Source organism: Thiomonas intermedia, from assembly GCF_002028405.1.
Taxonomy (GTDB): Bacteria; Pseudomonadota; Gammaproteobacteria; order Burkholderiales; family Burkholderiaceae_C; genus Thiomonas; species Thiomonas intermedia.
The window spans coordinates 3,036,552-3,063,002 of sequence record NZ_CP020046.1 but is presented as its reverse complement, the minus strand read 5'-3'; the positions used below and the strand labels follow the sequence as shown (position 1 = coordinate 3,063,002).

Annotated in this window: 22 protein-coding genes; 9 read left to right on the top strand and 13 right to left on the bottom strand. The window is 63.8% G+C overall.

All coding sequences use genetic code 11. The features are described from left to right. Positions 1-15 precede the first annotated feature (15 nt). The 4 genes from BVH73_RS14295 to BVH73_RS14280 all read right to left on the bottom strand — a co-directional run bounded on the left by BVH73_RS14295 (position 16) and on the right by BVH73_RS14280 (position 4,126). Complete coding sequence (locus BVH73_RS14295) at positions 16-1,005, bottom strand: potassium channel beta subunit family protein (RefSeq protein ID WP_079420677.1); 990 nt, start codon at positions 1,003-1,005, stop codon at positions 16-18. A gap of 130 nt (positions 1,006-1,135) precedes the next feature. Beyond that, positions 1,136-1,444: a FeoC-like transcriptional regulator gene (locus BVH73_RS14290; RefSeq protein ID WP_079419753.1), complete on the bottom strand. Its 309-nt coding sequence runs from the start codon at positions 1,442-1,444 to the stop codon at positions 1,136-1,138. Between the two features lie 58 nt (positions 1,445-1,502). Further along, entirely contained in the window at positions 1,503-3,863 is a 2,361-nt protein-coding gene (gene feoB / locus BVH73_RS14285; protein ID WP_079419751.1) for a Fe(2+) transporter permease subunit FeoB, read from the bottom strand. Continuing rightward, positions 3,860-4,126 carry a FeoA family protein gene (locus BVH73_RS14280; protein ID WP_079419749.1) on the bottom strand — a complete coding sequence of 89 codons (267 nt, stop codon included), beginning with the start codon at positions 4,124-4,126 and terminating at the stop codon, positions 3,860-3,862. The genes feoB and BVH73_RS14280 overlap by 4 nt, the downstream gene beginning before the upstream one ends. Before the next feature lie 243 nt (positions 4,127-4,369). Between BVH73_RS14280 and BVH73_RS14275 the strand changes: the two genes are divergently transcribed. Next, complete coding sequence (locus BVH73_RS14275; RefSeq protein WP_079419747.1) at positions 4,370-5,074, top strand: fumarylacetoacetate hydrolase family protein; 705 nt, start codon at positions 4,370-4,372, stop codon at positions 5,072-5,074. Between the two features lie 10 nt (positions 5,075-5,084). Here the strand turns inward: BVH73_RS14275 and polA are convergent, their stop codons facing one another. Further along, on the bottom strand, positions 5,085-7,853 hold the full coding sequence (polA, locus tag BVH73_RS14270) for a DNA polymerase I (protein ID WP_154048548.1): 2,769 nt from the start codon (positions 7,851-7,853) through the stop codon (positions 5,085-5,087). Positions 7,854-7,887: 34 nt separating this feature from the next. Between polA and BVH73_RS14265 the strand changes: the two genes are divergently transcribed. The 3 genes from BVH73_RS14265 (at position 7,888) to BVH73_RS14255 (ending at position 10,082) form a co-directional block, all read left to right on the top strand. Beyond that, the gene (locus tag BVH73_RS14265; protein ID WP_079419745.1) at positions 7,888-8,235 is read left to right on the top strand and encodes a hypothetical protein; all 348 of its coding nucleotides are present in this window, start codon (positions 7,888-7,890) and stop codon (positions 8,233-8,235) included. Positions 8,236-8,284: 49 nt separating this feature from the next. After that, positions 8,285-9,226, top strand: coding sequence for a homoserine kinase (locus BVH73_RS14260; protein ID WP_079419742.1), 942 nt, complete (start codon positions 8,285-8,287; stop codon positions 9,224-9,226). 70 nt (positions 9,227-9,296) lie between these two features. Continuing rightward, a complete protein-coding gene (locus tag BVH73_RS14255) occupies positions 9,297-10,082 on the top strand; it encodes a BPSS1780 family membrane protein (RefSeq protein ID WP_079419740.1) in 786 nt (261 codons plus the stop codon). Between the two features lie 36 nt (positions 10,083-10,118). On the opposite strand, the gene BVH73_RS14250 is transcribed toward BVH73_RS14255, so the two are convergent. After that, positions 10,119-11,000, bottom strand: a complete 882-nt coding sequence (locus BVH73_RS14250) for a crotonase/enoyl-CoA hydratase family protein (RefSeq protein WP_169836783.1) — start codon at positions 10,998-11,000, stop codon at positions 10,119-10,121. Positions 11,001-11,509: 509 nt separating this feature from the next. On the opposite strand from BVH73_RS14250, the gene BVH73_RS14245 reads away from it, so the two are divergent. Next, on the top strand, positions 11,510-13,657 hold the full coding sequence (locus BVH73_RS14245) for an ATP-binding protein (RefSeq protein WP_169836782.1): 2,148 nt from the start codon (positions 11,510-11,512) through the stop codon (positions 13,655-13,657). Between the two features lie 70 nt (positions 13,658-13,727). Here BVH73_RS14245 and BVH73_RS14240 read toward each other — a convergent pair whose 3' ends face one another. After that, entirely contained in the window at positions 13,728-14,951 is a 1,224-nt protein-coding gene (locus BVH73_RS14240) for a beta-ketoacyl-[acyl-carrier-protein] synthase family protein (RefSeq protein WP_169836781.1), read from the bottom strand. Between the two features lies 1 nt (position 14,952). Then, a complete protein-coding gene (locus tag BVH73_RS14235) occupies positions 14,953-15,210 on the bottom strand; it encodes an acyl carrier protein (RefSeq protein ID WP_079419732.1) in 258 nt (85 codons plus the stop codon). A gap of 31 nt (positions 15,211-15,241) precedes the next feature. On the opposite strand from BVH73_RS14235, the gene BVH73_RS14230 reads away from it, so the two are divergent. Then, the gene (locus tag BVH73_RS14230; protein ID WP_079419730.1) at positions 15,242-16,303 is read left to right on the top strand and encodes an HD domain-containing phosphohydrolase; all 1,062 of its coding nucleotides are present in this window, start codon (positions 15,242-15,244) and stop codon (positions 16,301-16,303) included. Here the strand turns inward: BVH73_RS14230 and BVH73_RS14225 are convergent. After that, on the bottom strand, positions 16,297-18,483 hold the full coding sequence (locus tag BVH73_RS14225) for a diguanylate cyclase domain-containing protein (protein WP_079419728.1): 2,187 nt from the start codon (positions 18,481-18,483) through the stop codon (positions 16,297-16,299). The two genes, BVH73_RS14230 and BVH73_RS14225, sit on opposite strands and share 7 nt — an antisense overlap. Positions 18,484-18,819: 336 nt before the next feature. On the opposite strand from BVH73_RS14225, the gene BVH73_RS14220 reads away from it, so the two are divergent. After that, a complete protein-coding gene (locus tag BVH73_RS14220; protein ID WP_079419726.1) occupies positions 18,820-20,061 on the top strand; it encodes an NAD(P)/FAD-dependent oxidoreductase in 1,242 nt (413 codons plus the stop codon). Positions 20,062-20,095: 34 nt separating this feature from the next. Here BVH73_RS14220 and BVH73_RS14215 read toward each other — a convergent pair whose 3' ends face one another. Then, positions 20,096-20,380 carry a YchJ family protein gene (locus tag BVH73_RS14215; protein WP_425444125.1) on the bottom strand — a complete coding sequence of 95 codons (285 nt, stop codon included), beginning with the start codon at positions 20,378-20,380 and terminating at the stop codon, positions 20,096-20,098. A gap of 341 nt (positions 20,381-20,721) precedes the next feature. Here BVH73_RS14215 and BVH73_RS14210 point away from each other — a divergent pair, with 341 nt between their 5' ends. Both BVH73_RS14210 and BVH73_RS14205 read left to right on the top strand, forming a co-directional pair. Then, positions 20,722-21,939 (top strand): tyrosine-type recombinase/integrase, encoded by a 1,218-nt coding sequence (locus tag BVH73_RS14210; RefSeq protein WP_079419722.1) that lies wholly within the window; start codon positions 20,722-20,724, stop codon positions 21,937-21,939. Positions 21,940-22,091: 152 nt separating this feature from the next. Beyond that, positions 22,092-22,361, top strand: coding sequence for a hypothetical protein (locus BVH73_RS14205; protein WP_154048507.1), 270 nt, complete (start codon positions 22,092-22,094; stop codon positions 22,359-22,361). Between the two features lie 319 nt (positions 22,362-22,680). Here the strand turns inward: BVH73_RS14205 and BVH73_RS14200 are convergent, their stop codons facing one another. The 3 genes from BVH73_RS14200 to BVH73_RS14190 form a co-directional block, all read right to left on the bottom strand. Then, complete coding sequence (locus BVH73_RS14200; RefSeq protein WP_079419720.1) at positions 22,681-23,847, bottom strand: porin; 1,167 nt, start codon at positions 23,845-23,847, stop codon at positions 22,681-22,683. A gap of 94 nt (positions 23,848-23,941) precedes the next feature. Continuing rightward, positions 23,942-25,354 carry an MFS transporter gene (locus BVH73_RS14195; protein ID WP_245800354.1) on the bottom strand — a complete coding sequence of 471 codons (1,413 nt, stop codon included), beginning with the start codon at positions 25,352-25,354 and terminating at the stop codon, positions 23,942-23,944. Positions 25,355-25,447: 93 nt separating this feature from the next. Beyond that, on the bottom strand, positions 25,448-26,416 hold the full coding sequence (locus tag BVH73_RS14190; protein ID WP_079419718.1) for a dihydrodipicolinate synthase family protein: 969 nt from the start codon (positions 26,414-26,416) through the stop codon (positions 25,448-25,450). Positions 26,417-26,451: the final 35 nt, after the last annotated feature.

The following is a 26,451-nucleotide window of genomic DNA, read 5'->3' as shown; positions in this document are numbered from 1 at the left end:
CGTGGCGGCAGCCGATCAGGCTGCCAGTGGCGCGGAAATGGCATCCATCTGGCTGAGCACGTCCGGCGTGAGCCTGGGCAGTACGTTCAGCGCGCCCAGGTTCTCCTCCAGTTGCGACAGCCGCGACGCGCCCAGAATCACCGAACTCACCCGCGGGTTGTGCGCCACCCAGGCCAGTGCGAGCTGGGCCACGCTGCAATCGATCTGCTTCGCAAGGGCCTCGAAGCGCTGCACCGCGGCGTTGCGGTCGGCGTCGAGCAGGCCATCGCGCAGAAAGCTCACGCTCTGCATGGCGCCACGGCTGCCTGCGGGCGCGCCGTTCCGGTACTTGCCCGTCAGCAGACCCGAAGCCAGAGGACTCCAGGTGGTGAGTCCAAGGCCGAGGTCGGTGTAGAGGCGGGCGTACTCCTGTTCCACGCGCGAACGATGAAACAGGTGGTACTGCGGCTGCTCCATCACGGGCTTGTGCAGGTGATGCCGCTCGGCGATCTCGTAAGCGGCGCGGATTTCGTCGGCGCTCCACTCGCTGGTGCCCCAATAGAGCGCCTTGCCCTGCTCGATGACGTTGTGCAGCGCCCAGACGGTTTCCTCGATCGGGGTATGCGGATCGGGCCGATGGCAGTAGATCAGGTCGATGAAATCGAGCTTCAGCCGCTGCAGACTGCCGTCCACCGCCTGCATCAGGTATTTGCGGTTGAGGGTGTTGCGGCCGTTGATCCGCGGCTTCTCGGCCGTGCCCGCGTCCAGGCCCCAGAAGAACTTGCTCGAAACCACGTAATCGAGGCGGTGCCACTTGAGCTGGGCCAGCGCCTCGCCCATCAGGCTTTCGCTCTGGCCGTTGGCATAGACCTCGGCGTTGTCGAAGAAGTTGACGCCGGCATCACGCGCGGCAGCCATCATCTCCCGCACGCCGGAGGCATCGACCTGGTTGTGAAACGTCACCCAGGAACCGAGCGAGAACAGACTGACTTGCAGGCCACTGCGGCCGAGATGGCGATAGATCATGGGGGTGTGCATGGGACTCTCCGGTCAATGACAAAGCGCGCCCACCGGGTGCGCAAAAAAGACATCACCGAAAGCCTAGACCCTGATGCAAGACCTTGCAGCCGCGCGCCCGTGTGCGCCGTGGTAGGCGTCAGGCGGCGGGCCGCAGAGCGAACACCGGATGCGGCGCAGACTGGAGTTTGCCCGGCCCCTGCCACACATAGAGCGCCTGGGCCGGCGAAGGCGAGGCGCACTGGCCGCACCCCCCGCAGGCGCCACTGCCGCAGCCGCCCCCCGTCGCTCCCGACGCGACTTCAGCCGCCAGACCCCTGCGCACCCAGTGGGCAAGCATGTCCTGCACGGCACTCGTCGGCAGGCTCAAATCGGCGGCGATCTGAGCGACCGAAGCCATCTGCCGCGCCTTCAGCGCATCGCGCACATCGAACAGAACCGCGCTCATAAGGCAATCCTCCGCGCTGCGCGCTGCGGGATGAGCGCTTGGGAGCGGCCCGGCGCGCTCATGCCGATGCGCCTTCCAAAGCCGGGGTCGAACCCAGGCCGCCATGGCGGCCATACTGCCGCAGGCCGATGACGAGCAGGGCGAACGCCAGCAGGCATCCGCCGATCCAGCCGGCCGAGCTGGCCGGGTGCTGCGCGAACGTGCCGGCCTGGTAGATCACCGTGGCCGCCGCCCAGGCCAGCCCGATGCCGTAGGCGATGGAGAACACCATCCACCCCCAGCCCACCTCGCGGCGCAGCGCGCCCATGGTGCTGGCGCAGGGCACATAAAGCAGCACGAAGACCAGGTAGGCGAAAGCGGAAAGCGGCGTGAACGCGGCGGCCAGTCCCGCCAGGGTTTCGTTGGTCGCACCCGACGCCGCCTCGGCGTCCTTGGTGGAGTTCAGATCGTGCAGGCCCAGGGGGTCGGTCAGCGTGCTGATGAAGGTTTTGGCGTTGTCGGGAATGGTCATCAGTGCCGCGCCCAGCTTGTTCAAGACATCCGGGTGGCGATAGGTCTGCATCGCGTCGGCCGCCTGCTGGCGCTGGTAGATGCCGTTGAGCGTGCCGATCACCACCTCCTTGGCCGCCGCACCGGCCACCAACCCGGACACCGCCGGCCAGTTGTCGCGGGTGATGCCCATGGGCGCGAACAGCGGCGTGAGCGCCTGGCTGCCCTGCGCCAGCAGGGAATGGTCGATGTCCGTGGTCTTGAGCCCCTGGCTGGTCCAGCCGACGCCCGGAAGTATGAACAGCACCAGGCCAATGGCGGCGATCACCTTGCCCACGCGGAACATGAAAACCTTCAGCCGCTGCCAGCTCTGCAGCACCACGCTGCGCACGCTGGGCAGGCGATAGGGCGGCAGCTCCATGACAAAGGGCATGGGCTCGCCCTTCATGGCCGTGCGCCCCAACATCCACGCCGTCAACAGGGCCACCACGATGCCGAGCACGTAGAGCAGGAACACCACCTGCCCCCCGCTTTCGCGGAAGAACACCACGGCGAAGGCCATGTAGATGGTGAGCCGGGCCGAACAGGACATGAAGGGCTGCATCAGCACGGTCAACGCCCGCCCGCGCGGGTCTTCGATGATGCGCGAACCCATGATGGCCGGCACATTGCAGCCGAAGCCGATGACCATGGGCACGAGGGCATTGCCCGGCAGACCCATGCGCCGCATGAATCGATCCATCGCATAGGCGGCGCGCGCCATATAGCCCGAATCGTCGAGCAGGGCGAGAAAGAGGAAGGTCAGGCCGATCGGCGGAATGAAGGCGATGACCAGATTGAGTCCGCCTCCAACCCCTCCCGCCGCCACCTGCACCACCCAGTCCGGCAGACCGAGCTGCAGCAGCACATGACCGACGCCGCCGATCAGCAAGGCCGAGGACGCCTGATCGAAAAAATCGAGAAAGATATTGCCGCCCGAGAAGCTCACCACGAACACGAGATAGAGCACCAACAAAAAGATCGGTACGCCCAGCCATTCGTTGAGCACCACCCGGTCGAGCACTTCAGTGAAGCGCTGGCGCAAGCCGGGCTGGCCACGGCGCTGCAGCGCTGCCGACGCCACCTCGTGCGCCCAGCCGAAGCGCGCCGCGGCAATGCAGTCCACTGCGGCCTCGCCTTCGGCCGCTTCCACCGCCGCTTGCTCGCGCTGCACCACGGCCTGCAACGCCTGAGTCGGCGGCTCGGCCAGATCCTGCAGAAGTCGCAGCGCCTCGAACCGCCGCGCGGCCGTGCCGGTCTGCGCCCCCGGCAGTGCAGACGCAACGGTCTCCAGCGCCTGCGTCACCGCCGCGCCGTAGCCGGGAGCCCGTGCTGCTACGGCCTCACTCAGAGCGCGGTCCATGGTGTGGAGCAATTCCTTGCGACCACGCCCCTTGCGGGCGACCAGCGCCACCACGGGAATGCCCAGATGCTCCGACAAAGCCTGAACCTGCGGCTCCAGCCCCAGGGCCTGAGCCTCGTCCACCATGTTCAGCGCCAGCACCATGGGCTTGCCGACTTCGAGCAATTCGGCGGTCAGCGCCAGATGTCGTTCGAGGTTGGAGGCATCGACGATGTTGACCACCAGATCCACCTCGTCGCCCAGCAGATACTCCCGGGCGACGCGCTGATCGACGCCGCCGCCCCCGAGCAGGCTGTAGACGCCCGGCAGATCGACCACGGACAGCTTGCGGCCCGCCACACTGGCAGAACCCGCTCGGCGCTCCACCGTCACGCCGGGCCAATTGCCCACATGCTGATGCGCCCCCGTGAGCAGATTGAAGATGGTGGTCTTGCCGCAGTTGGGATTGCCCGCCAGCGCCACGACCTGACGCCCGCGCTGCGTCTGCTGAACTTCGGGCGCGCAGCCGCCATCGTGACAGGCGCTCATGCAACCTCCCCGGTGCGTGCGGCCCCAGGCTGCACGCGAATCTGCTCGGTCACGCCGCGCCCCAGAGCGATGCGCGCCCCGCCGACGCGCACGACCACGCCGCGCTTGCTCGGCCCCTGCACCACGCACAGCCCGGTGCCGCGCCGGATGCCGAGCATGAGCATGCGCTGGGTCATGGCACGCCCGCCGTCGACTTCGACGACTTCGGCACATTGACCCGGCGTGAGTTGCGCCAGGGAAATGATCTCAGAGAGGGTGGACATGGCAGAAACGGAGAGATGGAGTGGGGCGGACGGGCTTGATGGCATTCTACGGATCGAATACGGATCTAAATAGGAATGTTTATCGTTACCCAAATCCTAGGCGTCCGTACTGACATGAATCAAGCGCTTTGCTGAAACGCTTTACTCGCAGCTGTAACAGGGCGTGAACCACGCTCGAAAAGCCCGCACCGCATCGCCTGCGCTGCCTACACTGAGTCCATTCTTTTCTTGCCAGCTCTTGCCATGCAGACTGTCTTTCCGCCCCACTCCCCCGCCCTGTTGCCCGTCGTAGGCAGCGCTCAGACCTATCCCGTGCGTCGTGTGTATTGCGTCGGACGCAACTACGCCGCCCACGCCCGCGAGATGGGTTCCGATCCGAACCGCGAGCCGCCCTTCTTCTTCTGCAAGCCCGGCGATGCCGATGCAGTGATCGCTATCCCTGCTGGGCAGACAGGCGGCATTGCCTACCCGAGCGCCACCCAGGATCTGCACCATGAGATCGAACTCGTCGTCGCCCTGGGCAAGGGGGGAAGCGACATCCCGGTGGACCAGGCCGCCGGGCATATCTACGGCTACGCCGTCGGCCTCGACCTGACCCGACGCGATCTGCAGGGACAGATGAAGGCGCAGGGCCGCCCGTGGGAAATCGGCAAGGCCTTCGATCAGTCGGCGCCCGTCGGCCCGATCACCCCGCGTCAACCCGACGCCCCGCCCATGACCGGCGCCATAGCACTGACGGTCGATGGCGCCCTGCGCCAGCAGGGTCGCCTGGAACAGATGATCTGGTCGGTGGATGAAACCATCGCCCGGCTCTCGACCCTGTTCGCCTTGAAGCCCGGCGACCTGATCTTCACCGGCACGCCCGATGGCGTCGGCGCCCTCACCCGCGGCCAGGTGCTGCACGGCTCGATCGACGGCCTGGCGCCGCTTCAGGTGCGCATCGTCTGAGCGAGGGCGATCAGTGCGCCAGCTCCCAGTTGGCGCCCATGCCCAGTTCGGCCAGCAGAGGCACGTCGAGCTGGGCGACGCCCGCCATCAGGCGGGGAATGTGCTCGCGCACCCAATGCGTCTCGTCCTCGGGCACTTCGAGCACCAGTTCGTCGTGAACCTGCATCACCATGCGGGTGCGCAGCTTTTCGCGGACGAGCGCGGCGTCGACGGCGATCATCGCCATTTTGATGAGGTCGGCCGCGGTGCCCTGCATGGGCGCGTTGATGGCGGCGCGCTCGGCCGCGGCCCGGCGAGGCCCGCTGGCGTGAATGTCGGCCAGCCACAGGCGACGGCCGAACACGGTTTCGACATAGCCCTGCTCCGCCGCCAGCTTGCGGGTGCGGTCCATATAGGCCGCAACGCCCGGATAACGGGCGAAGTAGCGGTCGATGTAGAGCTGGGCCGCACTGCGCTCCAGGCCGAGGTTGCGTGCCAGGCCGAAGGCGCTCATGCCGTAGATCAGCCCGAAGTTGATGACCTTGGCCATGCGGCGCTGGTCGGGGCTGACTTCCAGCGGCGTGACGCCGAAAATCTCGGCCGCGGTAGCGCGGTGAATATCTTCACCTGCGGCGAACGCGGCGAGCAGACCGGCGTCCTGGGAGATGTGGGCCATGATGCGCAGCTCGATCTGCGAGTAGTCGCTCGACGCGATCAGCCAGCCCTTGGGCGCGACGAACGCCTCGCGGATGCGCCGCCCCTCCGCCGTGCGCACCGGAATGTTCTGCAGATTCGGATCGTTGGAGGCCAGCCGCCCGGTCACCGCCACGGCTTGCGCGTAGTTGGTGTGCACCCGGCCGGTGTCGGGGTTGATCATCTGCGGCAGTTTTTCGGTGTAGGTGCTCTTGAGTTTGGAGAGGCTGCGGTGGTCGAGGATGACGCGGGGCAGCGGATAGTCTTCGGCCAGTTTCTCCAGCACTTCCTCGTCGGTGGACGGGGCGCCGGAGGCGGTCTTTTTCTGCACCGGCAGTTGCAGGCGCTCGAACAGAATTTCCCCGATCTGCTTGGGGCTGCCCAGATTGAAGGCGCCTCCGGCCAGCTCGAAGGCCTGGGCTTCCAGGGCCTGCATCTTGGCGCCGAGCTCGCCGCTCTGCGCCCGCAGCAGATCGCCGTCCACCAGCACGCCGGTGCGCTCGATGCGCTGCAGGATCTCGCTGACCTGCAGCTCCAGCGCGTAGATGCGCGCCAGCCCCTCGTCCGCTTCGATGCGCGGCCAGAGCCTGCGATGCACCTGCAGGGTGAGATCGGCATCTTCGCCGCTGTAGCGCGTGGCCACGTCAAGAGCCACCTGATCGAAGGTGATGGCCTTGGCGCCCTTGCCGCAGACCTGCTCGTAGCTCAGCGTGTCGTCGCGGCCGAGGTGACGGCTCACCAGGCTGTCGAGGCTGTGCGGCTTGTGCGCCTCCAGCACATAGCTCTGCAGCAGGGTGTCGTGGGCATAGCCTCGCACGGTGAGGCCGGCGTTGGCCAAGACATGGCGGTCGTACTTGGCGTTCTGCCCGAGCTTGGGTTTGTCGGCGTTCTCCAGCCAGGGCCGCAGGCGTTCGAGCACCTCGGCCAGCGGCAACTGCTCGGGCGCGCCGGGGTAGGCGTGGGCCAGAGGCAGATAGGCGGCCTCGCCTGGCGTGACGCTCAAGGACATGCCGACCAGGCGCGCGCGCATCGGATCGAGCGAGTCGGTTTCGGTGTCGAGGGCGGTGAGTTCGGCTGCGTCGATGCGGGCCAGCCAGGCCTCGAAGCGGGCCCAGTCGAGAATGGTCTCGTAAGTGCCTGGCGCGCTCTTCTCCGCGGGCGGATCGTCTTCCAGCAGCGACACCTGGCGGGCGGCTTCCTCGCTCACGGTCTGCGCCTTCATCTCGGCGCTAAAGCGGCGCATGCCGTTGCGGGTGAAGAAGGGCAGCAGCGCCTGCGCATCTTCCGGTGCCGGGCGCAGATCCGGGTCGAAGGACTGGGCGTAGCCGTCCAGGTCGCAATCGGTGTGGATGGTCACCAGCTTGCGCGCGGTGGGCAGCCACTCGAGCGCGGCGCGCAGGTTCTTGCCCGCGGCGCCGCTCACGGTTTCGGCCTGCGCAACCAAGGCATCGAGCGAGCCATACTCCGCCAGCCACTTGGCCGCGGTCTTGGGGCCGACCTTGTCCACGCCGGGCACATTGTCCACCGCATCGCCGACCAGGGTGAGATAGTCGACGATGCGGTTCGGCGCCACGCCGAACTTGGCCAGCACCCCGGCCTCGTCGAGCATCTCGTTGCTCATGGTGTTGACCAGGGTGATGTGGTCGTTGACGAGCTGGGCCATGTCCTTGTCGCCCGTAGAGACCAGGGTGCGGATGCCCTGCGCGTGCGCCCGCACGGCCAGGGTGCCGATCACGTCGTCGGCTTCCACCCCCGGCACCTCCAGCAGCGGCCAGCCCATCAGCCGCACGGCCTCAAAGATCAGCTCGATCTGCGCCACCAGCTCGGGAGGCATCGGTGGACGGTGAGCCTTGTACTGGTCGTACAGGGCGTTGCGGAAGGTCGGCCCCTTGGCATCGAACACACAGGCGGCGTAGCGGTAGCCCTTGGCGACCGGATACTGCTCGCGCAGCCGCCGCAACATGGCCACCATGCCGTAGAGCGCGCCGGTGGGCTGGCCCTCCGGGCCGCGCAGGTCGGGCATGGCATGGAAGGCACGGTAGAGGTAGCTGGAGCCGTCCACCAGCAGCAGGATGGGGGCAGTGTCGGAGTGCGCATCGGAATTCATCCGCGCATTATCGGGCGCGCCGTAAAATCGACGCATGAAGACGCTCCGCTCCGCTCCAGTCCTTTGCGCCCTTGGCGTGTCCTCCTTGCTTGCCGGCGTTTTTCCAGCGCAGGTCGCTCACGCGCAGTCCAAGCCTGCTGCACCGCTGACGGATACCCAACCCAAGCCCAAGTTTCCCGAACCGCTTGTGCGCGAGAACGTCACCCAGGATCGCGCCGTGCGCATTCAGGAACAACAGGTGCGCGGAGCCACCACCTCCATTAAGGTCCAACCCCTGCATGGCGGCGCGGCCTACAACGTGGTGCCGCCATCGGTCTCGTCCAACACCGATCCGGCCCACATGGAAGGGCAGGCGCAGTGGAAGGTGTTCACCTTCAAGTAACCCCGACGGGCCGTCCCTTCGGCCCGCCCTTTCTTTCCAATTCCCGTTCATGGCCGTTTTCACACCGCTCGATGAAGCAGAGGTCGACGCCTGGCTGGCACGCTTCGATCTGGGCACACGCACCGACCTGCAGGGTATCGCCAGCGGGATCGAAAATACCAACTACTTCCTGACGACCACGCAGGGACGGTTCGTGCTCACGCTGTTCGAGCGGCTGCGGCCCGGGCAGTTGCCGTTCTACCTCGGACTGATGCACCACCTCGCCGCGCATGGCATTCCCGTGCCCGACCCCATGCCCGACCGGACGGGGCAGACGCTGCATGCGCTCAAAGGCAAACCGGCCGCGCTGGTCACGCGACTGAAAGGCCGCAGCCAGTTGCAGCCTCAGCCGGCGCATTGCGCGCAGGTGGGCCACTGGCTGGCGCGCATGCATCTGGCCGCGCGCAACTACGCGGGCACGCAGCCCAATCTGCGCGGGCTCGCCTGGCAAAGCCGCACCATCCCCGAGATCCTGCCCTATCTCTCGGCGGATCAGCGCGACCTCATCAGTGCCGAGCTGGCGCACCAGACCGCCACGGCCGCCTCGGCCGCGTATGCCTCGCTGCCCCGCAGTGCCGTGCACGCCGATCTGTTCCGTGACAACGTGCTGTTCGAGGGCGACACCCTTTCCGGCGTGTTCGATTTCTACTTCGCCGGGGTCGACACCTGGCTGTTCGATCTGGCCGTGGCCCTCAACGACTGGTGCATTCATCTGGAGACCGGCGCGTTTGATGCCTCCCGCCGAGACGCGCTGATGCAAGCCTATCTGGCCGTGCGGCCCCTGAGCGACGCCGAGCGCAGCCTGCTGCCCGACGCCCTGCGCGCCGCCGCGCTGCGCTTCTGGACCTCGCGCCTGGCCGACTATCACCTGCCCCGCGACGCCCATCTGCTCACCCCTCACGATCCGACGCATTTCGAGCGTGTCCTGCGCCAGCGTCTCGTGTCCGACTGAAACCGGATCCTCAAGGCTGCCGATACCATGGCAGCTCATCCGACCTCCATCTCCTGCTCTTCTTTCTGCCATGCAACTGCGCACCGTGACTGCCCGCGAAGGCCTGCTTTGGGTAAAAAGCGGCTTTCGCCGCCTGGCCATGCAGCCCTGGGCCGCGCTGCTGATGATCGTGGCCTATATCGTCGTGACGGGTTTCATTTCGGCGCTTCCCTACATCGGCCTGGTGTTTCCCCTGCTCGTGGTGCAGTTCGGCACCCTCGGTTTTCTGCAGGCCAGCCGTCAGATGGCGCAGCAACAACCCGTCTGGCCGACGGTGCTGCTCACCGGGTTTCGCGCTGGCCCTGTGGCGCTGCGCCACATGGTGATTCTGGCGGTGCTCTACACCCTTGCCGTGCTGCTGGTGCTGGGGGTGGGGTCGCTGTTCGACGGAGGGGCCATGCTTCGCCTGCTGCTCCTGGGCGACAAACCACCTGCAAGCACGATTGCCGACGGAGGCCTGCGCATGGGGGCCATTGCGGCGACACTGGCTTATGTCCCGGTGTCGCTGGCCTTCTGGCTGGCCCCGCCGCTCGTGGTCTGGCATGGCATGCCGCCCGTCAAGGCGCTGTTCTACAGCTTTGTACTGTGCGTGCGCAACATCAAGGCCTTCGCGCTTTATGCGGTGCAGTGGCTGCTGCTGTTCCTCAGCCTGCCCACACTCATCGTGTTGGTCGCCAGCCTGCTGGGGGCCAGCGAGACGCTGGCGGCCACCTTGAGCATGCCCGTGGTCATCGCCCTGTTCCTGGCCTACATCCTGTCTTACTACGCCAGCTATGAATCGCTGGTCGGCGCCCAGGCGGCTGGGCCCGACGCCTGATCGCGCACGTCGGCATCTTCGGGCGGCGGGCTGCCGCTATCGTCTGGATTCGTTGCCCTGCATGCGGATCAGGGTATCAAGCACACGAAGATTTTCGGGCCGCAGTTGCCGCGCCACATCGACCCAGTCTTCCACCACCGCGGTCATCTCTTCGCGATCCAGAGGCATCATGCGGCGTTTGGCGCGTTGCAGAGCGTGGCGGGCGGGGCGGACCCTGGCATGCGACGCGATGAAGTCGCGTGTGAACCGCTCGCCCTCACCGCTTGGACAGACATGGTCGATGACGCCCATCTCGTGCAGCGCAGCCGCTGAATACACCTGCCCGCCCTGCATCATTTTCTCGGCCGCCGACAGCCCGATACGACGCGTCAACAGGCTCATCGCACCGGTGCAGGGAAAGAGCCCGAACAGCACCTCCGGCAGACCGAACTCGGCCCTCTCCTCGGCAATCACATAGTCGGAAGCCAGCGCCGTCTCGAACCCGCCTCCCAAGGCACGCCCCTGGACCAGGGCAATGGTGGTGGCACGCTGCGTCACGGCGCCAAACCAGCGGTACGTCATGTCCAGGCAACGCATGGAATAGGCGCGCAGCGCCGCGAAATCGCCTCGTTCGATGCACGACTGGAAGTAGCCGAGATCGCCGCCGACATTGAAATACGTCGGATGGTCCGATCGCAGCACGGCATAGTGAATCGGCAGCCCTTCGAGATCGTCTTCCTGCCAGACCCCCCCATTGCTTTCGTAGGCTGAAAACGCCTGCTCGAAAGCATCCAGCAGTTCGCGGGAGAAATTCAGCGGGCGATGTTCGCGGGCTCGCATGGTGATCCACATGCTGCTCTGCGACGCATCGAACTCCAGATCGACTCGACCGAGACTGCGTACGGGCATCGGGCCCGCACTGTCCGTGGCACGCTGCATTCTGCGCAGGGGAAGTGAGACGACAGAAGTATTCAAACGCATTGGGGCTCCGAATCTTGTCTGCAAAGCGGGAAAAACGGCCAGCCATCACCCGGCGAAGGTTCGATGACCCAAAACCCTCGCCTCACGCCACGACGCGCCGGAAGGTGAATCTCATGAACAAAACAGGTCGGCGCAGTCAACCTGGCATTCCGGACAACGGCGACACGCCTCGTGCACACCGCCCTCTCCGTGCCTGTGGCTGCTGCGACGCATCAAGGATAACGGAGGCCTGTTCGAAACTTGATGGAAATGCGAACTTTTTCTCATAAACGGCCTTTCAAAGCGGAAACCCGCCGCCATTCCCTGGCGCCGGTCCTTACGATCTTTTCACCTTCATCCGCCCCGGTGCGGCCGCCCGCCAGGGCGCGCGCCGGCGAGGACTGCGGCGGAGTCCGGTGAGATCCACGCCGTATCGCACGATGTCTGTTCAAACACACCCGCGGGAATCGAGAACCGCAGTACGCACAGTGAAAACGTCCTTCACGTTCGACTTCGGCAAAGCCCTCCAGAGTCAGGCGCAGCTTCGACTCTGGATGGTGACCGCACTCGTCCTGACGTTCTGCACCCTCGGCGCGCTCTACGGCTGGCTGAGCGCGCCGCAGATCGCAGTGGCGGTGCTGCATGTCGTGTACGCCCTGGTCGTTTACCGTATTCAGCGCAAAACCACGCAGATGTCCGAAGGCCTGCTTTTCACCACGGCCATCCTCGATGCCGCCTGGGTGTTCGGCTGGGTCATGGTCACAGGCCCCTTCGGCATTCTGTTCACGCCCCTGTTCAATTTCTCGACCATCGGCTACGGGATGCGCACCGGGAGTCGCAAAGTGTTGCGCGTGTCGCAGGGCGCTTCGTTCTTGTTCGCCTGTCTGGTGCCCGTGATGTCCCCCTACTGGGCTTCACACATGATCGGTTGGGGCTCGGCGATTTTGGCCGTCGTCATCGTCCCCTGGTATGCCGGCGAATTGACACGCCAGTTCAAGGCTGCCATCGAATTTGCGGAACAGGAAAGCCGTGCCAAGAGCGAGTTGCTGGCGCGGGTCAGCCACGAACTCCGCACGCCGCTGGGCGGGATTACCCACGCGGCCGAACTGCTGCGTGTCGAAGCCCCGTCGGTACGCAGCGCAGATCTGTCCAAGACCATTCTCAACCTCAGCGAACACCTGCTAGCCGACATCAACGACCTGCTCGACCAGAGCAAGCTGACCGCAGGCAAGATGGCGCTTTCCCCCGCGTCTCATGCGCTGGAAGGCATGCTGGAGATCGTGCGGGCCTCGATCGAAGCGCGTGCCCAGGCCAAGGGGCTCCTGTTTCAGGCCAGCATCGATCCGCGGCTTGCCTCTCAGGTTCTGGTCGACGAGCGTTGGCTGTCGCGCGTGCTGATCAATCTGGCGGGCAATGCCGTCAAGTTCACCGAGGTCGGCAGTGTCAGCCTGAATCTCATTCTGCTGTCGGAAACCCAGACCGAGTACGTCATACGGTTCGGTGTGCACGATACGGGAATCGGGATTTCTGCCACGGATCAGGCGAAGATTTTCAGCCCCTTCGTCCAGGCCGAGGACGGAAAACGCCATGCCTCGGAAGGAACAGGTCTGGGCCTGGCCATCAGCCAGGAGGCTGTCCGACTGATGGGCGGAGCCCTCCGCGTGGCGAGCACCCCGGGGAGCGGAAGCCACTTCTGGTTCGATCTCCACCTCGAAAAAGCAAGCAGCGCCCCCGCGCTCACGCCCTCTGCCGCACCGCTCGCGCCCCAGTCGATCGAGTCTGCGCCCGTCGCCACGGGCAGACGCATTCTGCTCGCGGACGACAACGCGACCAATCTGTTCCTGCTGAAGGAGTTGCTGCAACAGGACGGCCATTCGGTTGTCACCTCGACGAGCGGAGCCGGCGCCCTGGCAACCCTGTCGCACGGCGACCGCTTCGACCTGCTTCTGCTCGATTACAACCTGGGCGACATGGATGGAACCCAGGTGCTGCAGATCTATCGCATGGGGTGCGCCCAGCCCGCGCCTGCCTTCTTCCTCACCGCGGACGCCACCCTGGTGACGGAACGCAAGCTGTCGGAAACCGGAGCACGGGGTGTGCTCACCAAGCCGATCCGTATTGCCGATCTTCGGCGGGCGATTTCGAGCGAAACGCCGCCCGCCGCACGCCAGGCAGAGTCCGAAGCCCAGGCTCGCGCAACGCCTCCGAGTTCCTCGCGACACGCCGAGGACGGCGTCAACACCGGAAAACATCTTCGTGCCGTTTCGGTGATGTATATCGACCCGACCGTGATCCAGAAGCTGCAATCACTCGGACGCTCCAAGAACTTTCTGGTCGAGATGCTCAGTCGCGCCAAGGCCGACATCAGCCGCTCGACAGAGGCCATTACCGCCGCGCTGCAACACCAGGATGCCGGCGCCGCGCGCGACGCCGCGCATGCCTTGAAAGGCGTCTGTCTGGAGATTGGTGCCCTGCGCCTGGCCAATGTCGGCCTCGCGATCATGCGGGGCGACGACGCGCAACTTGAATCTCAGTCGGCCAGGATGCGGGCCGACCTGCGGACCGAGGCGGCGAACACCCTGGCCGCGATCGACCGCATTCTGACCGAGCAAACCCAGATCGCCGCGAGCTTCTGAACCGCCGCGCGCGGCCGAAGCCCGCCCCATTCAAACACCGGAGACTGGTTTTCAGTCTTGGTCAGATCGATCAGGGCCGCCCCAGAACCAGCGCAACATTCGTCCCCCCGAAGCCTGCGGACAGCGTGAGCGCATGTCGCACCTCACGGCCCATGAGGGTCTGCTGCAGATGATGGAGCCCCTCGCACTCAGGATCGAGGTCGTCGAGGTGGGCCGTGCCGGGGAGAAAGCCGTGCTCGATAGCCAGCATGCAGACCAGCGCCTCCATGGCACTGGCTGCACCGAGCAGATGCCCATGCAAGGCCTTGGTGCCACTGATGGGAACCGTCATGGCGGCGTCGCCCAAGACCTCTTTCATGGCCGAGACCTCGACCGGATCGCCACCGCGCGTGGCTGTGGCATGCGCATTGATGTAGTCGAGTTCCGCCGGTGCGAGGCCGGCCTTGCGCAGGGCCGCGCGCATGGCCCCAATCTGCCCACGCGCATGCGGTGAGCCAATGTGATAGGCATCCGAGGCCACGCCCCACCCCTCGATCACCGCGTGGATGCGCGCGCCGCGACGTTGCGCATGCTCGCGCGACTCCAGTACGAAGAACACGCTGCCTTCCCCCAGAACCAGCCCCGTGCGCGCGGTGGAAAAGGGTTTGCAGCTGCGCGACGGATCGTCCTCATCCACCGCGGCCAAGGCGCGCAGACCGTCCCAGGCCCAGAGAAACCCGGGCTCCAGGGTAGCCTCCGCCCCGCCGACCAAGGCGATGTCGAGTTCGCCGCACTGAAGATGGCGACAAGCATCTGCGATGGCATTGCCCGATGACGAACAGGCCGAGGTGTGACTTGCCGTCGGACCCGTGACTTGCTGGCGGATCGAGATCTGTGCCGTGGGTGCATTGGCCATGACGTTCATGATGACGTAGGGCCGCGCACTCGGTTTGCGCTCGACGTAGAACTGGCGGGCCGCCTCCCACTCGGTGGCCCCCCCTCCCCTCACCGTGCCGTAGAACACCCCGGCCCGCTCGCCATAGGCTGCAAAATGCTCGACACCAGCGTCCTTCGACGCGTTTTCCGCCGCGACGATCGCGAGCTGGGTGGTTCGATCCAGAAAGGGTCGTTCGATGCGTGTGAAGCGCTCGCTGAAATCCTCCAGCACCCGCCCGACCGCGAAGCGTTTGTCGAGCATGGGCGATTCGAACAAACCAATACCCGAACGCAGATTCTGCAGACTTTCAACAACCGCCGACGGGGAATTTCCGATCGGAGAGATAACCCCGACGCCGGTTATCACAATATCCGTCATTTCAGACGCTTTCGACATTGCGCAGCACCATTTGGGCGACGTCCTGCAAAGTCGGCGCCCTGGGGAGTGACACATCGTTAAATTTATGTCCAACCGCGTCCTCGAGACCTATGATGACGTCAAGCATGGCCATCGAATCCAGACCCGCATCGGCAATGGGTGCGTCAGAGGGCACTTTCGAAAGATCCATATCGAAGGTCGAAAGAACGATTTCCTTGATCTTTTCAATAACGTCGTGTTCGGTCCGCAAGGTAGTCATGGCAGAAATCAGAATTGAGTAGTCACGAAGAATGATGGAATCCAACTGGGAAAAAACACCGCAGATCCTGATCGTTGATGATCAGCAAGCGAATTGCCTTTTGCTGGCTGAAATCATGGCGGGCGTTTGCCCAGGCGCCGACGTCAAGACGTTTTCCAACCCTCTTGATGCATTGCAGCATGCCTCGGTCTGCGATGTTGATCTTCTGATTACAGATTATCACATGCGCGAACTCGACGGCATCTCACTCATTCGCCGAATTCGTGCACTGCAGCATCTGCATGACTCTCCGATCATCTGCGTCACCTCGTCGGACGATATCGACGTGCGGTACGCCGCACTCGACGCCGGGGCCAACGATTATTTGAGCCGTCCCCTGGATTATCGTGAATGTGCAGCGCGCTGCCGTAATCTGCTGAATATGCGGCGGCTCCAATTGGCGATGCGTTCCTATTCGCAAAATCTATCCAAGAAAATCTATAAAATCACCATAGAACTCGAAACAAAAAACATGGAAACCCTGTTTCGACTGGCGAAAGTCGCAGAGCAGAGGGATACGGACACGGGTGCGCATTTACAACGTATCGGAAAATTTTCAGCCTATTTGGCGCGTCAATTAGGCTGTGACGAGAATTTCTGCAACATCATCGAACTCGCCGCCCCCTTGCACGACCTTGGCAAAGTCGCCATTCCCGACAGCATCCTTCTGGCCAAACGCCCATTGACGCCTGAGGAATGGGCCATCATGAAGACGCACACCACGATCGGCCATGCCATGCTGGCCGGCAGTGACTCGATGCCCATGCAATTGGCGGCCGACATCGCGCGATCACACCATGAGCGATACGACGGTTCGGGCTATCCCGATGGCCTTGCGGGCGAACAGATTCCGCTGGCCGCGCGCATTCTTGCGGTAGCCGATGTCTACGATGCGCTGACGTCCAAACGTCCCTACAAAGAGGCTTGGCCTCACGACAGGGCGCGGGCGTATCTGACGGAGCAGGCGGGAAGGCACCTCGATCCCAAGCTGGTTGCCGTGTTCCTCGCGTCGCCCGAAGACATCTTGCAGATCTCCGGTATTCGGCTTCAATGATCCGCGCAGGCGCGAATCCTGAGCGAGCTTATCTGGTGTTGCACGCCGAGCATCCACTGCTGCATCGATGCCGGCGCGAACTGACCCGGATAGTTCCCATACAGCGCCAGAACCGCCCACACTTCGCCCGCTGAATTCATCAGGGGAATGGCCGCACTGCAGCGGATGTCCAGGCCGAGGGCGAGCGTACGGGCATAGCTGTCCGCCTCGTCCACCGACCAGACATCGACCCGGGCCAAGCGGCGCGTTCGCCATGCCGAGACGCTTGCACCGTCAGGCTGCCGCCGCTCGGTCTCGCCACCGGCCGCGCCCAAGGCATCGAAGAACCGGGCGAACGCATCAGGCTGATGTGCGCTGGCCGTTCGCTCCAGTCCAAGCGTCGCATCGGCGCGCACGGCATACCAGGCGACACCCGCAACGCCGGGCAATCCGGCCATCGCATCCAGGCGTTCCTGCAACGCGTCATTCCATCGCTCGTCCCGCGCCAGGAGTGGCATGGCCAACACGTCCAGATAGGACTGAGCGACGGCGTCTGATGCCGCGAACTGGGCCTGCAGTGCATCGTCGAGGCGGGCCTCCACCAGGGAAAGCAGGGGATGACGACGTATCAGAGGCCATCCCACGAGATCCAGATGTTGATCAATCAGCGTGCGATACCGGACCGAAGCCCTCGCCAACAAGGCGGGCGAAACACCGCTCAGGCTATGCACCTCACCGATTTGCCATGCGCGCTGAACCAGTGCTTCGCGCGAAGCCTGGGGGTCGATCAGCATGGCCAGATAGGCGCTTTGGTGCTGTTTCAGGTGGGCCCATTGCGGCGCATCCAGCCCAGCCAGCAAGGCTCTTGAACGGGGGTCCGCTTCGAGTTCGGCATAGAACGCCTCGATGAAGTGCGGATTCGCTCGGCCCAGGAGTTCCACGGCATCGGCGAGAATACCTTTGGCGCTGTCGCCATAGGGATCCGTCGTCTGCGTCTGGGCTGGTTCCGCGGCGCTGGACTGCACGCCCAGTTGCCACCAGGATGTTCGCGTGGCCTTGCGCAACTTGAGCTGATACATGGCCGCATCTGCCGCACGCAGCAGCAGATCGGGCTCCGAGCCGTCCTGGGGGTAGCGGGACACCCCCATCGTCATGCCGATGACGGCGGTCTGATGCGCGGAGACAAACACGGGCTCCGTCATCACCGTCTCCAGACGACCGAAGACCGTGGATAACTGATCGACCGCCTCGCGCGGGTCGACCTCTTCGATCAGAATGGCGAATTCGTCGCCTCCCAAGCGCGCGATCAGCTCGGTCTCCCGCAGGGCATGCCGCCAGCGACGCGTGACTTCGCGCAACAGTCGATCCCCGGCTTCGTGGCCATGGGTGTCGTTGACCTCTTTGAATCCGTCGAGATCGATATAGCCCACGGCCACCTCGGTGCCCCGCCTGCGGGCACGAGCAATCGCCTCCTGCAGGCGCTGGTGAAACGCGGTGCGATTGGGCAGGCCGGTGAGCGCGTCGTGCAATGACTGACGCTTGGCCTGGGCATGCAGCAGCGAGAGTTCCCGGAACGAGGCGTGAATCCGGCGCGCCGCCAGTCCAAGGAACACAAAGTAGAGCAAGGAAAGAATGCCGACGGTCTGCAGCGTCGCATCCGACGACCCGAGCAGCCGGACGCTCAAACTGACGGCCGGGGGCCCCATGAACAGCAAGGCCGAAGGGGCGTCGGAAGATTGCTGCGCCACGCCCGCCCCGCACACCGCGGCGATCACCGTGGCCACGAGCAGTTCATCGAATGGCGTGACCGGCGAAAGCAGCACCGGCAGCGCCGCCCACGACAGTCCGAGCACGAGGACGCCCAGGCGCAACCGAATCAGCCAATGCGCCGCGTGCTCCGTGAAGGCAAGATCGCGGCGTGCGGCGATCCACAGCGCCACGCGCAGGCCGTGCGCCATCACCATCCAGGCAAACCAGAGCCACAGACTCATCGTGCCCGCGCCTGCCGGATGAATCAACCAGACCATCACGCCCGCAGGAACGACCCCGCCGGCGAATCCAACGGGAATGGTCTTGAGCACGGCGCGCGCCTGATCGGCGGACACCTCGCCCGCCGGATTCAATCCGGCCGAAAGCCTTCCCTGCGAAGAGAAATCTGGGTAGCCCGGCGCCTGTTCGTTCTGCGTCTCTGGTGTGCTCATGGCCAATGCCGTTGGCGAGTGCCTAGTGAAAAAGCGTCTGCACCCTCATGGCTGCGAATCGGTGCGTCGATCAGACGGCAGAAAGCCATCACTTCAGGGAAGTTCTTCTATCGCAGGATTATCCTGCGAACCGACCTCACCCCGTGTACGCGCACAGCCTGTCCTGGCCTCCTGCCCACGTATGCTGGAACCCCTGTTGAGAATCGGCACGTTGAAGAATGAAGCCGCCCCCTGGGTTTCGTGAGGTTGAGCGCAGAGGTCACTAGGCCCGGCGTTGCCCATGAGTCTTCAGCCTTCGCCATTCACGATCAATCATCCCCAACAAGAGCTAACGACATGGGCAAGACTGTCTTGGTACTCGGCGCCGGCATGGTGGGCACCTGCACCGCCCTGCACCTGCAGCAGCGGGGCGTTGATGTCACGTTGATCGATCGCCGCGGGCCCGGCGAAGAGACCTCCTACGGCAATGCCGGCCTCATCCAGCGTGAGGCCGTCGAGCCCTATGCCTTCCCCCGCGAGCTGAACTTCGTGCTGCGGGCCGCCCTGGGACGCGGCGCCGAGGTGCATTGGCACGCGCGGGGCCTGCGCCACATGGCGATTCCCCTGATCCAATACTTCCACCAATCGCGCCCCGCCGCGCATGCCCATGCCACCCAGAGTTACAGCCGCCTGATCGCTTACGCCCTCGAAGAGCATGCACCACTGATTGCTGCTGCGCAGGCCGAGCAACTGGTCCAGCGCGATGGGTTCCGCTTCGTCTTCCGCACACCGCGCGCATTCGCTCGGGCCGTGGAACGCGCACAGCGTCTGCAAGACCAGTTCGGCGTGCGATTTACTGCCGAGGACAAAGCAGCGCTGTCTCGCTCCGAGCCGACATTGCGCCAGGAACTGGCCGGTGCGGTGCACTGGCTCGATCCGTGGGCTGTCCAAGACCCCGGAGCGCTGGTGCAGCGTTACGCGGCGCTGTTCGCTGCGCGTGGCGGTCGCCTCCTGCGTGGCGATGCAAAGACATTGCGGGCGAGTGGCGCGGGATGGTCGATTCAGGGCGAAGGCGGCCACATTGAAGCCGAGCAGGCCGTGATCGCCCTTGGGCCGTGGTCGCAACAGTGCCTCCGTGATCTGGGCTATCGCTACCCCCTGTTCATCAAGCGCGGCTACCACCAGCACTATCCCCAATCCCTAGGATTGCGCCAGCCCCTGCTCGACGCCGAACGCGGCTACGTGCTCGCGCCCATGCGCCTCGGGCTGAGGTTGACCACCGGTGCCGAGTTCGCCCCCATCGATGCGCCACCAACGCCGATACAGCTCCGCAAAACCGAAGCCATGGCGAGCGAACTGCTCGACCTCGGTCCTCCCCGCCCTGATCCGGCCTGGGTCGGGTCGCGTCCATGCACAGCCGACATGCTGCCCGTCATCGGCCCCGCGCCTCGCCACCCCGGACTGTGGCTCAACTTCGGCCATGCCCATCAGGGTTTCACCCTTGGCCCTATCAGCGGGCGACTGCTGGCCGAGATGATTTGCGGCGAGACGCCACGGGTCGACCCCTCGCCCTATCTGCCGCAACGGTGGCCAGGGTGAACATGCCCGGCACGGCCGCGCCTACTGGGCCGAACTAGGGGGAAACCTCGCCGTCGACATAGAACCAGTCGCCGTTTTCTCGCACAAATCGGCTCGACTCCTGCATGCGATGCGCCCGACCACCCACCTTGTAGCGCGCCACGAACTCCACAACGGCTCGATCCTCACCGTGCAAGTCGTGACGCTTGATCGAAAGCCCGATCCATCTGGGCCTGGGCTCCGTCCCGAGTTCCAGACTGTCGGGCCGCGTCGACACATGCCAGGTCGCCAGCACGTAATCTCCATACCCCAATGCATACGCCACATAGCGGGAGCGCATCAATGCTTCAGCCGTGGGTGCGGCTTCCAGGCCAGCGAGAAGATGTCCGCAGCAGTTATCCAGCGACCTGCCGCTCCCACAGGGGCAGTGGCTCATCGGGTCAAGCGGCTTCATAGTCTGAGCCCATAAAAAAGCCCAAGTGAATCAGTCACTTGGGCTATGTTTTGGCGGAAAGGGAGTCTGTCTAGCCTTTGTTCCGCCTCGTTCCGAGAAGTTCATTTTCTCTTTTATTTTCAATAACTTGTATCACATCCGCGTTTCCCCATGTTTCCCAAAGGGGGTGACAGTGCCGCTGTTTTTGATGACAATTTTGTGGACATTCGAACTCGGCGGAGACTGTGATGACCAAGGGACAACTGACGGCGCAGGAGGTGCGCAAGCTCTCCAGGGTGGACGGTCTGCACCGGGTTGCGACTGGGTTGTATCTGCGCGTGCGCGGCGGGTCGAGTCTGTGGACGTTCCGCTCGATGGTCAATGGCCGGGCGAGCGAATATTCACTCGGTGGGCTGGGGGACCTGACGCTGGCTGATGCGGTGGCCCGAGCAGCGGAGTTGCGCGCCAAGGTCAAACGGGGTGAGCCGGTGGCGGTGCGCGTGAAGGCGGCTCCCGCGGGTGACATCAAGGTCGAGACGTTTGAATCGGTGGCCCTGCAGTTGTGGGAGTCGATGAAGCCGGGGTGGAAGAATCCCAAGCATGGGGATCAGTGGATCAACACGCTGCGCACCTATGCGTTTCCGCAGTTCGGCCGCCAGCCGGTGGGAGAGGTGGGCACCGATGCGGTGCTGGCCGCACTGTCGCCGATCTGGCAGACCAAGCATGAGACGGCCACGCGGCTGCGGCAACGCATCGAAGCCGTGCTGTCGGCGGCCAAGGCGCGGGGCTTGCGCACGGGGGAGAATCCGGCGGCGTGGCGGGGCCATCTGGACGCGTTGTTGCCGAGGATCAGCAAGAAGCGCCGGGTGAAGCATTTCGAGGCGATGGACTGGCGGGGGGTGCCCGCCTTCCTGGCGGCGTTGCGGCAGCGCTCCAGCATGAGTGCCTGGGCGTTGCAGTTCACCCTCCTGACGGCGATGCGCACGGGCACGGTGATTGGGACGCGCTGGGAGGAGATCGACCTGGCACGGGCGTTGTGGGTCATTCCGGCCGCGCGCATGAAGACGCAGGTGGAGCACCGGGTGCCGCTATCGCAGCAAGCCGTGGCCTTACTGTCCGCCTTGCCCCGTCAGGAGGGCTCGGATGCGGTGTTCTGGGGAGCCCGCAAGCCGACGATCAGCAATATGGCGATGCTGGAGTTGTTGCGCGGCATGCGCCCGGGACTGACGGTGCATGGCTTCCGGTCGAGCTTCAGCGATTGGGCGGCGGAGAGCACGCACTTTCCGCAGCAGGTGATTGAGATGGCGCTGGCGCATGCCATCGGCAATGCGGTGGAGGCGGCGTACCGCCGCGGGGATCTGTTCGACAAGCGCCGGGCGTTGATGCAGGCGTGGGGGGACTACTTGGAAGGGTCGGCGGATGCCGGAGAGGCCGCCGCGTTGGACGGACGGGACGCTGCAAGCTGACGGCGGCCAGGCCGGCGGACTGCCGACTGCGATGCCCGGTTGCGCAGATCGAGCGAGGGGCGCGTATTCGGCCAAAGCAGCCATTAGCGGACGATCACCGCAAAGTCAGCAACGCAGCCCAGATCGGTCCTTCACCCCAATCAGCAACTCAGGTGTGCAGGGAAAATATCCGCTGCATCGAGGACCAGCTCATTGGCTTCCTGCGTGAGGCCCATGCTGGATTGCCGGTCAAGTTTCTGTGCCGCAATCATGGTTTCTGTGCGCCAAGCGACGATACATTGAAGGTCAAGATTGGCGGCACGAAGGTGTGGGACGCGCAGCGGCGCAAGGGGTTGGAGGCGGAGAACACCAAGCTCAAGAAGCTGCTGTCGAACTCGGTACTCGAGATCGACGCCATGCGGAAGGTGTTCAAAGGAAACTGAGAACCGTAGCGACGCCGCGTACGGCTATCCAAGGCCAAGCATGCATCGACGATTGCCCGATTGTTTGCGCCATGACACGTTGCCTGCGCAATTACATTGCGCGCGAAGCCGAGGCTGTCGCGTCCAAGAAGCGAGTGTTCCTTCGCGCGTCGCACGACATGCACTTGCGCTCCGGCGCGAAGGGAAACTTGGCGCCGGAGCTAATACATGTCAATGGTCGTTGACCGCGCCTACCTGTGTCTGGAAGCGCGGACTGCGCGGATCGACATACCTGTCGAGCCAGCCCGGGGCCTTCGCAAAAGCGGTTTGCATTGGCCGCTCAGAACACATGGCGCATGCCAACGGAAAATCCGTCCGCGTTCGTCCCTAGGAGGCCAGTGTCTGTGTTTGACGCATCGTGTACGCCATAGAAGGATTGTGCTCCATTGGAGATGCGGCTCACATCGGTGTAAATGGAGGTCTGCTTAGACAGTCTGTAGATATAACCCACTGCGTACATGTGCGCGTCGCTGTTCGCCACATTCGTGTCTTTGGCGTCGGAGTAAGAGGCAGCAATGGTGCCAGGCCCAACTGGCACGGAAACCCCGAGCATCCAAAATCGAGTGTCGAGACCCGCGGTGCTGGTCGACACTGGCTCAAACAGCGCAGCCGGCAAATTACTACGGAACGTCTGAAACATTCCGCCGAGCTTGAAATGGCCGAAGTCGTAAGAGCCGAAGGCTTGGACAACCTTCACAGCCTCCACAGAACCGACGGGCAGAGCAGCGCTGGCTTGGGTTGCACTCACCAATTGGTTGTGCCGTAGATAGGCGGCACCAACCATCAGCGGGCCGCTCGCATAACGAACGCTTAGGTTATAGAGTTGATTGGCCGACGTCGACCCAGGTTGTGCGCCAAAGCCGTAGACGGCATTGGCGGTAACGCCGTGCAGATTGGGCGTGGTGTATTCAACCAGTTGCGATGCGCGCAGGAAATTAAAAGCCGATGCCGCACGGTTCAGGTTGGTGATGGCGCCGGTGGTGCCATTGTGGAAGGGGTCGACCGCCCCAGCGTTAAGGTAAACAGGCAGGAGAAACCGGCCCGCCGCAATGCGGCCGAAGTCACCTTGCAGACCTAGCATGGAGGTTCGCCCCATGAAGCTGCCGCCGGTACAGTATGGGTTGCTCGCCGAGCTAGCGCCGGCGGAGCAAAAACCTGTGGCGATGTCGAAGAAGGAGGAAAGCCCTCCGCCCAGATCTTCACGCCCTTTTATGCCGACCTGGCTGGGGAAGTCAGTGCCGCTGGCCATTTTGGTTACGCTGCCCCCTTTTACGCCTGTGGCACGCGTGATCGCGACGTCAATGTTGCCGTACAACTGCACGGACGATTGCGCGCTGGCCGGCGCATATGCGGCGGCGCATGCAGCCGCGACGGCAGCGCTACGCAGCGCGGTCTTAAGGACTTTTGAAACGATCGGGCGAGCCAATGTGGTGGGATAGTTTTTCATGGGTGGTGTGATGGGGACTGTGAGAAACCGAAAGCGAAGCGCTTCAGCGCATGTCGCCGACGAGAAAATGCTCTACAACCGGGAGGCAAGCGCCTCACGGTGAAATGTCTTCAAGCTGGCGATCTGTTGTCTCGACCATCCGTGTCGCGGCAACAAAGCCCACGAGAGTGGTCACGGCAAACATGAGGAAAATCGCAGCGATACCTCGCCGGGGAAGCACGAACCCGACGATTGCGGGAGCCGTCGCTGAGGCAAGTCGCAGCCAAGACGTTGCCAACCCCGTTCCCATCGCACGCATGCGCGTCGGATAGATCTCCGGCGTATAGAGATACAAGAGCACGGTGGTGGTCCCCATGACGGCATAGGCACTCGAAGCCAGCACCACGACTGACCACGGGGTTTGCGCGCCAATCACGGCGAGCGCCGCGAGGAGTGCGCCGCTGATTAGGAAGCTCGCCATTGCCCAGCGGCGCCGGCCAATCCGATCGACGAGCAGTGCGCATACAACGACCGCGCAGGCGCTCAACACATTGGTCAAGGAGGCCAGATGGAGTGATTCCTTCAATGGCAGGTGATAGATCGTCCGGTAAAACGTCGGCAACCAATTGTTGATCCCGTTCGCCACAAAGTAGGCAGCGGCCCAGAGGACCCATACGGTCAATGTTCGTGCGCGGTAAAGCGGTGAGAAGAGTTCACGCCAAGATGCCTTCCTCTGCCCGCTCAATTCCGCGGTGAGGTTTGCAATACGCACTTCGATCTCATCCCTGTGCACTTGCGTGTCCAGAGTTCGGGTCGAGGTGCTGGCTTCAATCTTTTCGATTACCCCTTCTGCCGCCTTAAATTGCCCTTTGGCAATCAGCCATCGCGGAGATTCGGGCAACCGCACCATGAGGAAAAGAATCACCAGTCCAGGGATTCCACCTGCGATGAAGATTGATTCCCACCCCAGCCGAGGCACGATAAATGCGCCGATTTGCGCGGCTGCCAGTAGCCCCAGCGGAAAGATGAGTTCGTACAAGATGAAGAACCTGCCCCGCCCCTTTGCGCACGACAACTCGTTGATGTAAGCCGCTGCAATGGGGACCTCACCCCCCAGTCCAATGCCTTGGACGAAGCGAACGGCCATCAGTGCGGCCGCACTTCCCGTGAACGCACAAGCAATGCTCATGACCGACGCGATGCCGACGGTCGTCGTAATGCTGGGCACGCGCCCAATCCGCTCGGCGAGCCAACCGAAGAAGATCGCGCCAATCACTTGGCCCGCATAGCCGGCCGCAATCAGCAGGCCGATTTTCCCGGGCGTCAGGTGCCACAATCTGACCAGAACGGGCAATGCGAACGCTAGCGACAATGCGTCGAATGCATCAAAGAAAGTGGCACTTCCCATGATGACCCGCGCCTTGGTGTGCCATCGAGTGAATGGCACGTTCTCTATTCTGAACAGCAACTGCGCCGCTTTCGACGAATCTGGCCGTCCGCCGAGTATTCCAATGTGTTCAGCTTTCACGGTGTCTCCTGTTGTCTATTTATTGGGGTCGCATCGCGGTCCGGGGAAACCCCGGCCGCGAATCCGCCCTGCAGCCGCCGTCAACGGCGGCGTTTACGCTGCTACCGTGGTCTGCACATTGGCCCGCCCGACTTTTCCGATCGGGCCAAGGCCCGCCGCGCGCATCGCGTCGATAATTGCCTGATCCGCACCGGGCTCTAGCGGCAACAAAGGGGAGCGAATCGCTGCATGCTCGAGGACACCTCGGGCGACAAGGGCATGCTTGAGTGCCACGGTGCCTTCCATGTGCGAACCACGGTGATAAACGTTGCGAGTGACCGGCAGCAGGCGATCGTGGATTGCGCGCGCCTTGGCGTAGTCCTTGGACTTGCCTGCTGCGATGAGCTCGATCAGGGGCTCGGGAGCAATGCCACCGTAACCGACCAGTGCACCATCCACATCAAACATTGTGTGCAGCAGATATTCGTCGTGGCAGGTCAGAATCTGCAATTCCGGGCGCTCTTTGCGGATCACTGGAATTTCCGTGTCCCAACGGCGCATATTCCGCACACCATTCTTCATCGCGAACACACCCGGCTGGGCGGCGATTTCCAGTTGCGTCTCAAGGTTGTAAGTTGCCTTGGTGGCGTCTGGGTACTGGAAGAGGATAAGTGGCAGACCGCTCTCTTCGTAGATCGCACGGTAGCGATCCTGCGGAGCGCCCTTTTGGTAGCCGAATCTCAGCCAACCATGGGAGGGGTACACAAGTCCCGCAGCAGCGCCCGCCTTCATAGCCCGCTTGGCTTCTGCGGCCGCGACCGTCGTGCCTTCCAGCGTGATGCCGGCGATGACCGGGATCTTGCCATCGACGGACTTGATAAAGCTTTCTATGACGGCGAGCTGCTCGTCTGGTGAAAGGAAAGTCCCTTCGCCAGCGTGGCCGAGAACGACCAATCCCTTGACTCCATCGATCGCGCCTAACCATGAGCCAAGCCTCTGGATTGCTGCGTGATCGACAGCGCCGTCGCGGTCGAAGGGAGTAACAGGTGCGGGCACCAACCCGCGGAGATCAAGCGTTTTCATGTCATGTCCTAGAAAGAGTTGTGGCAATTCTGGAT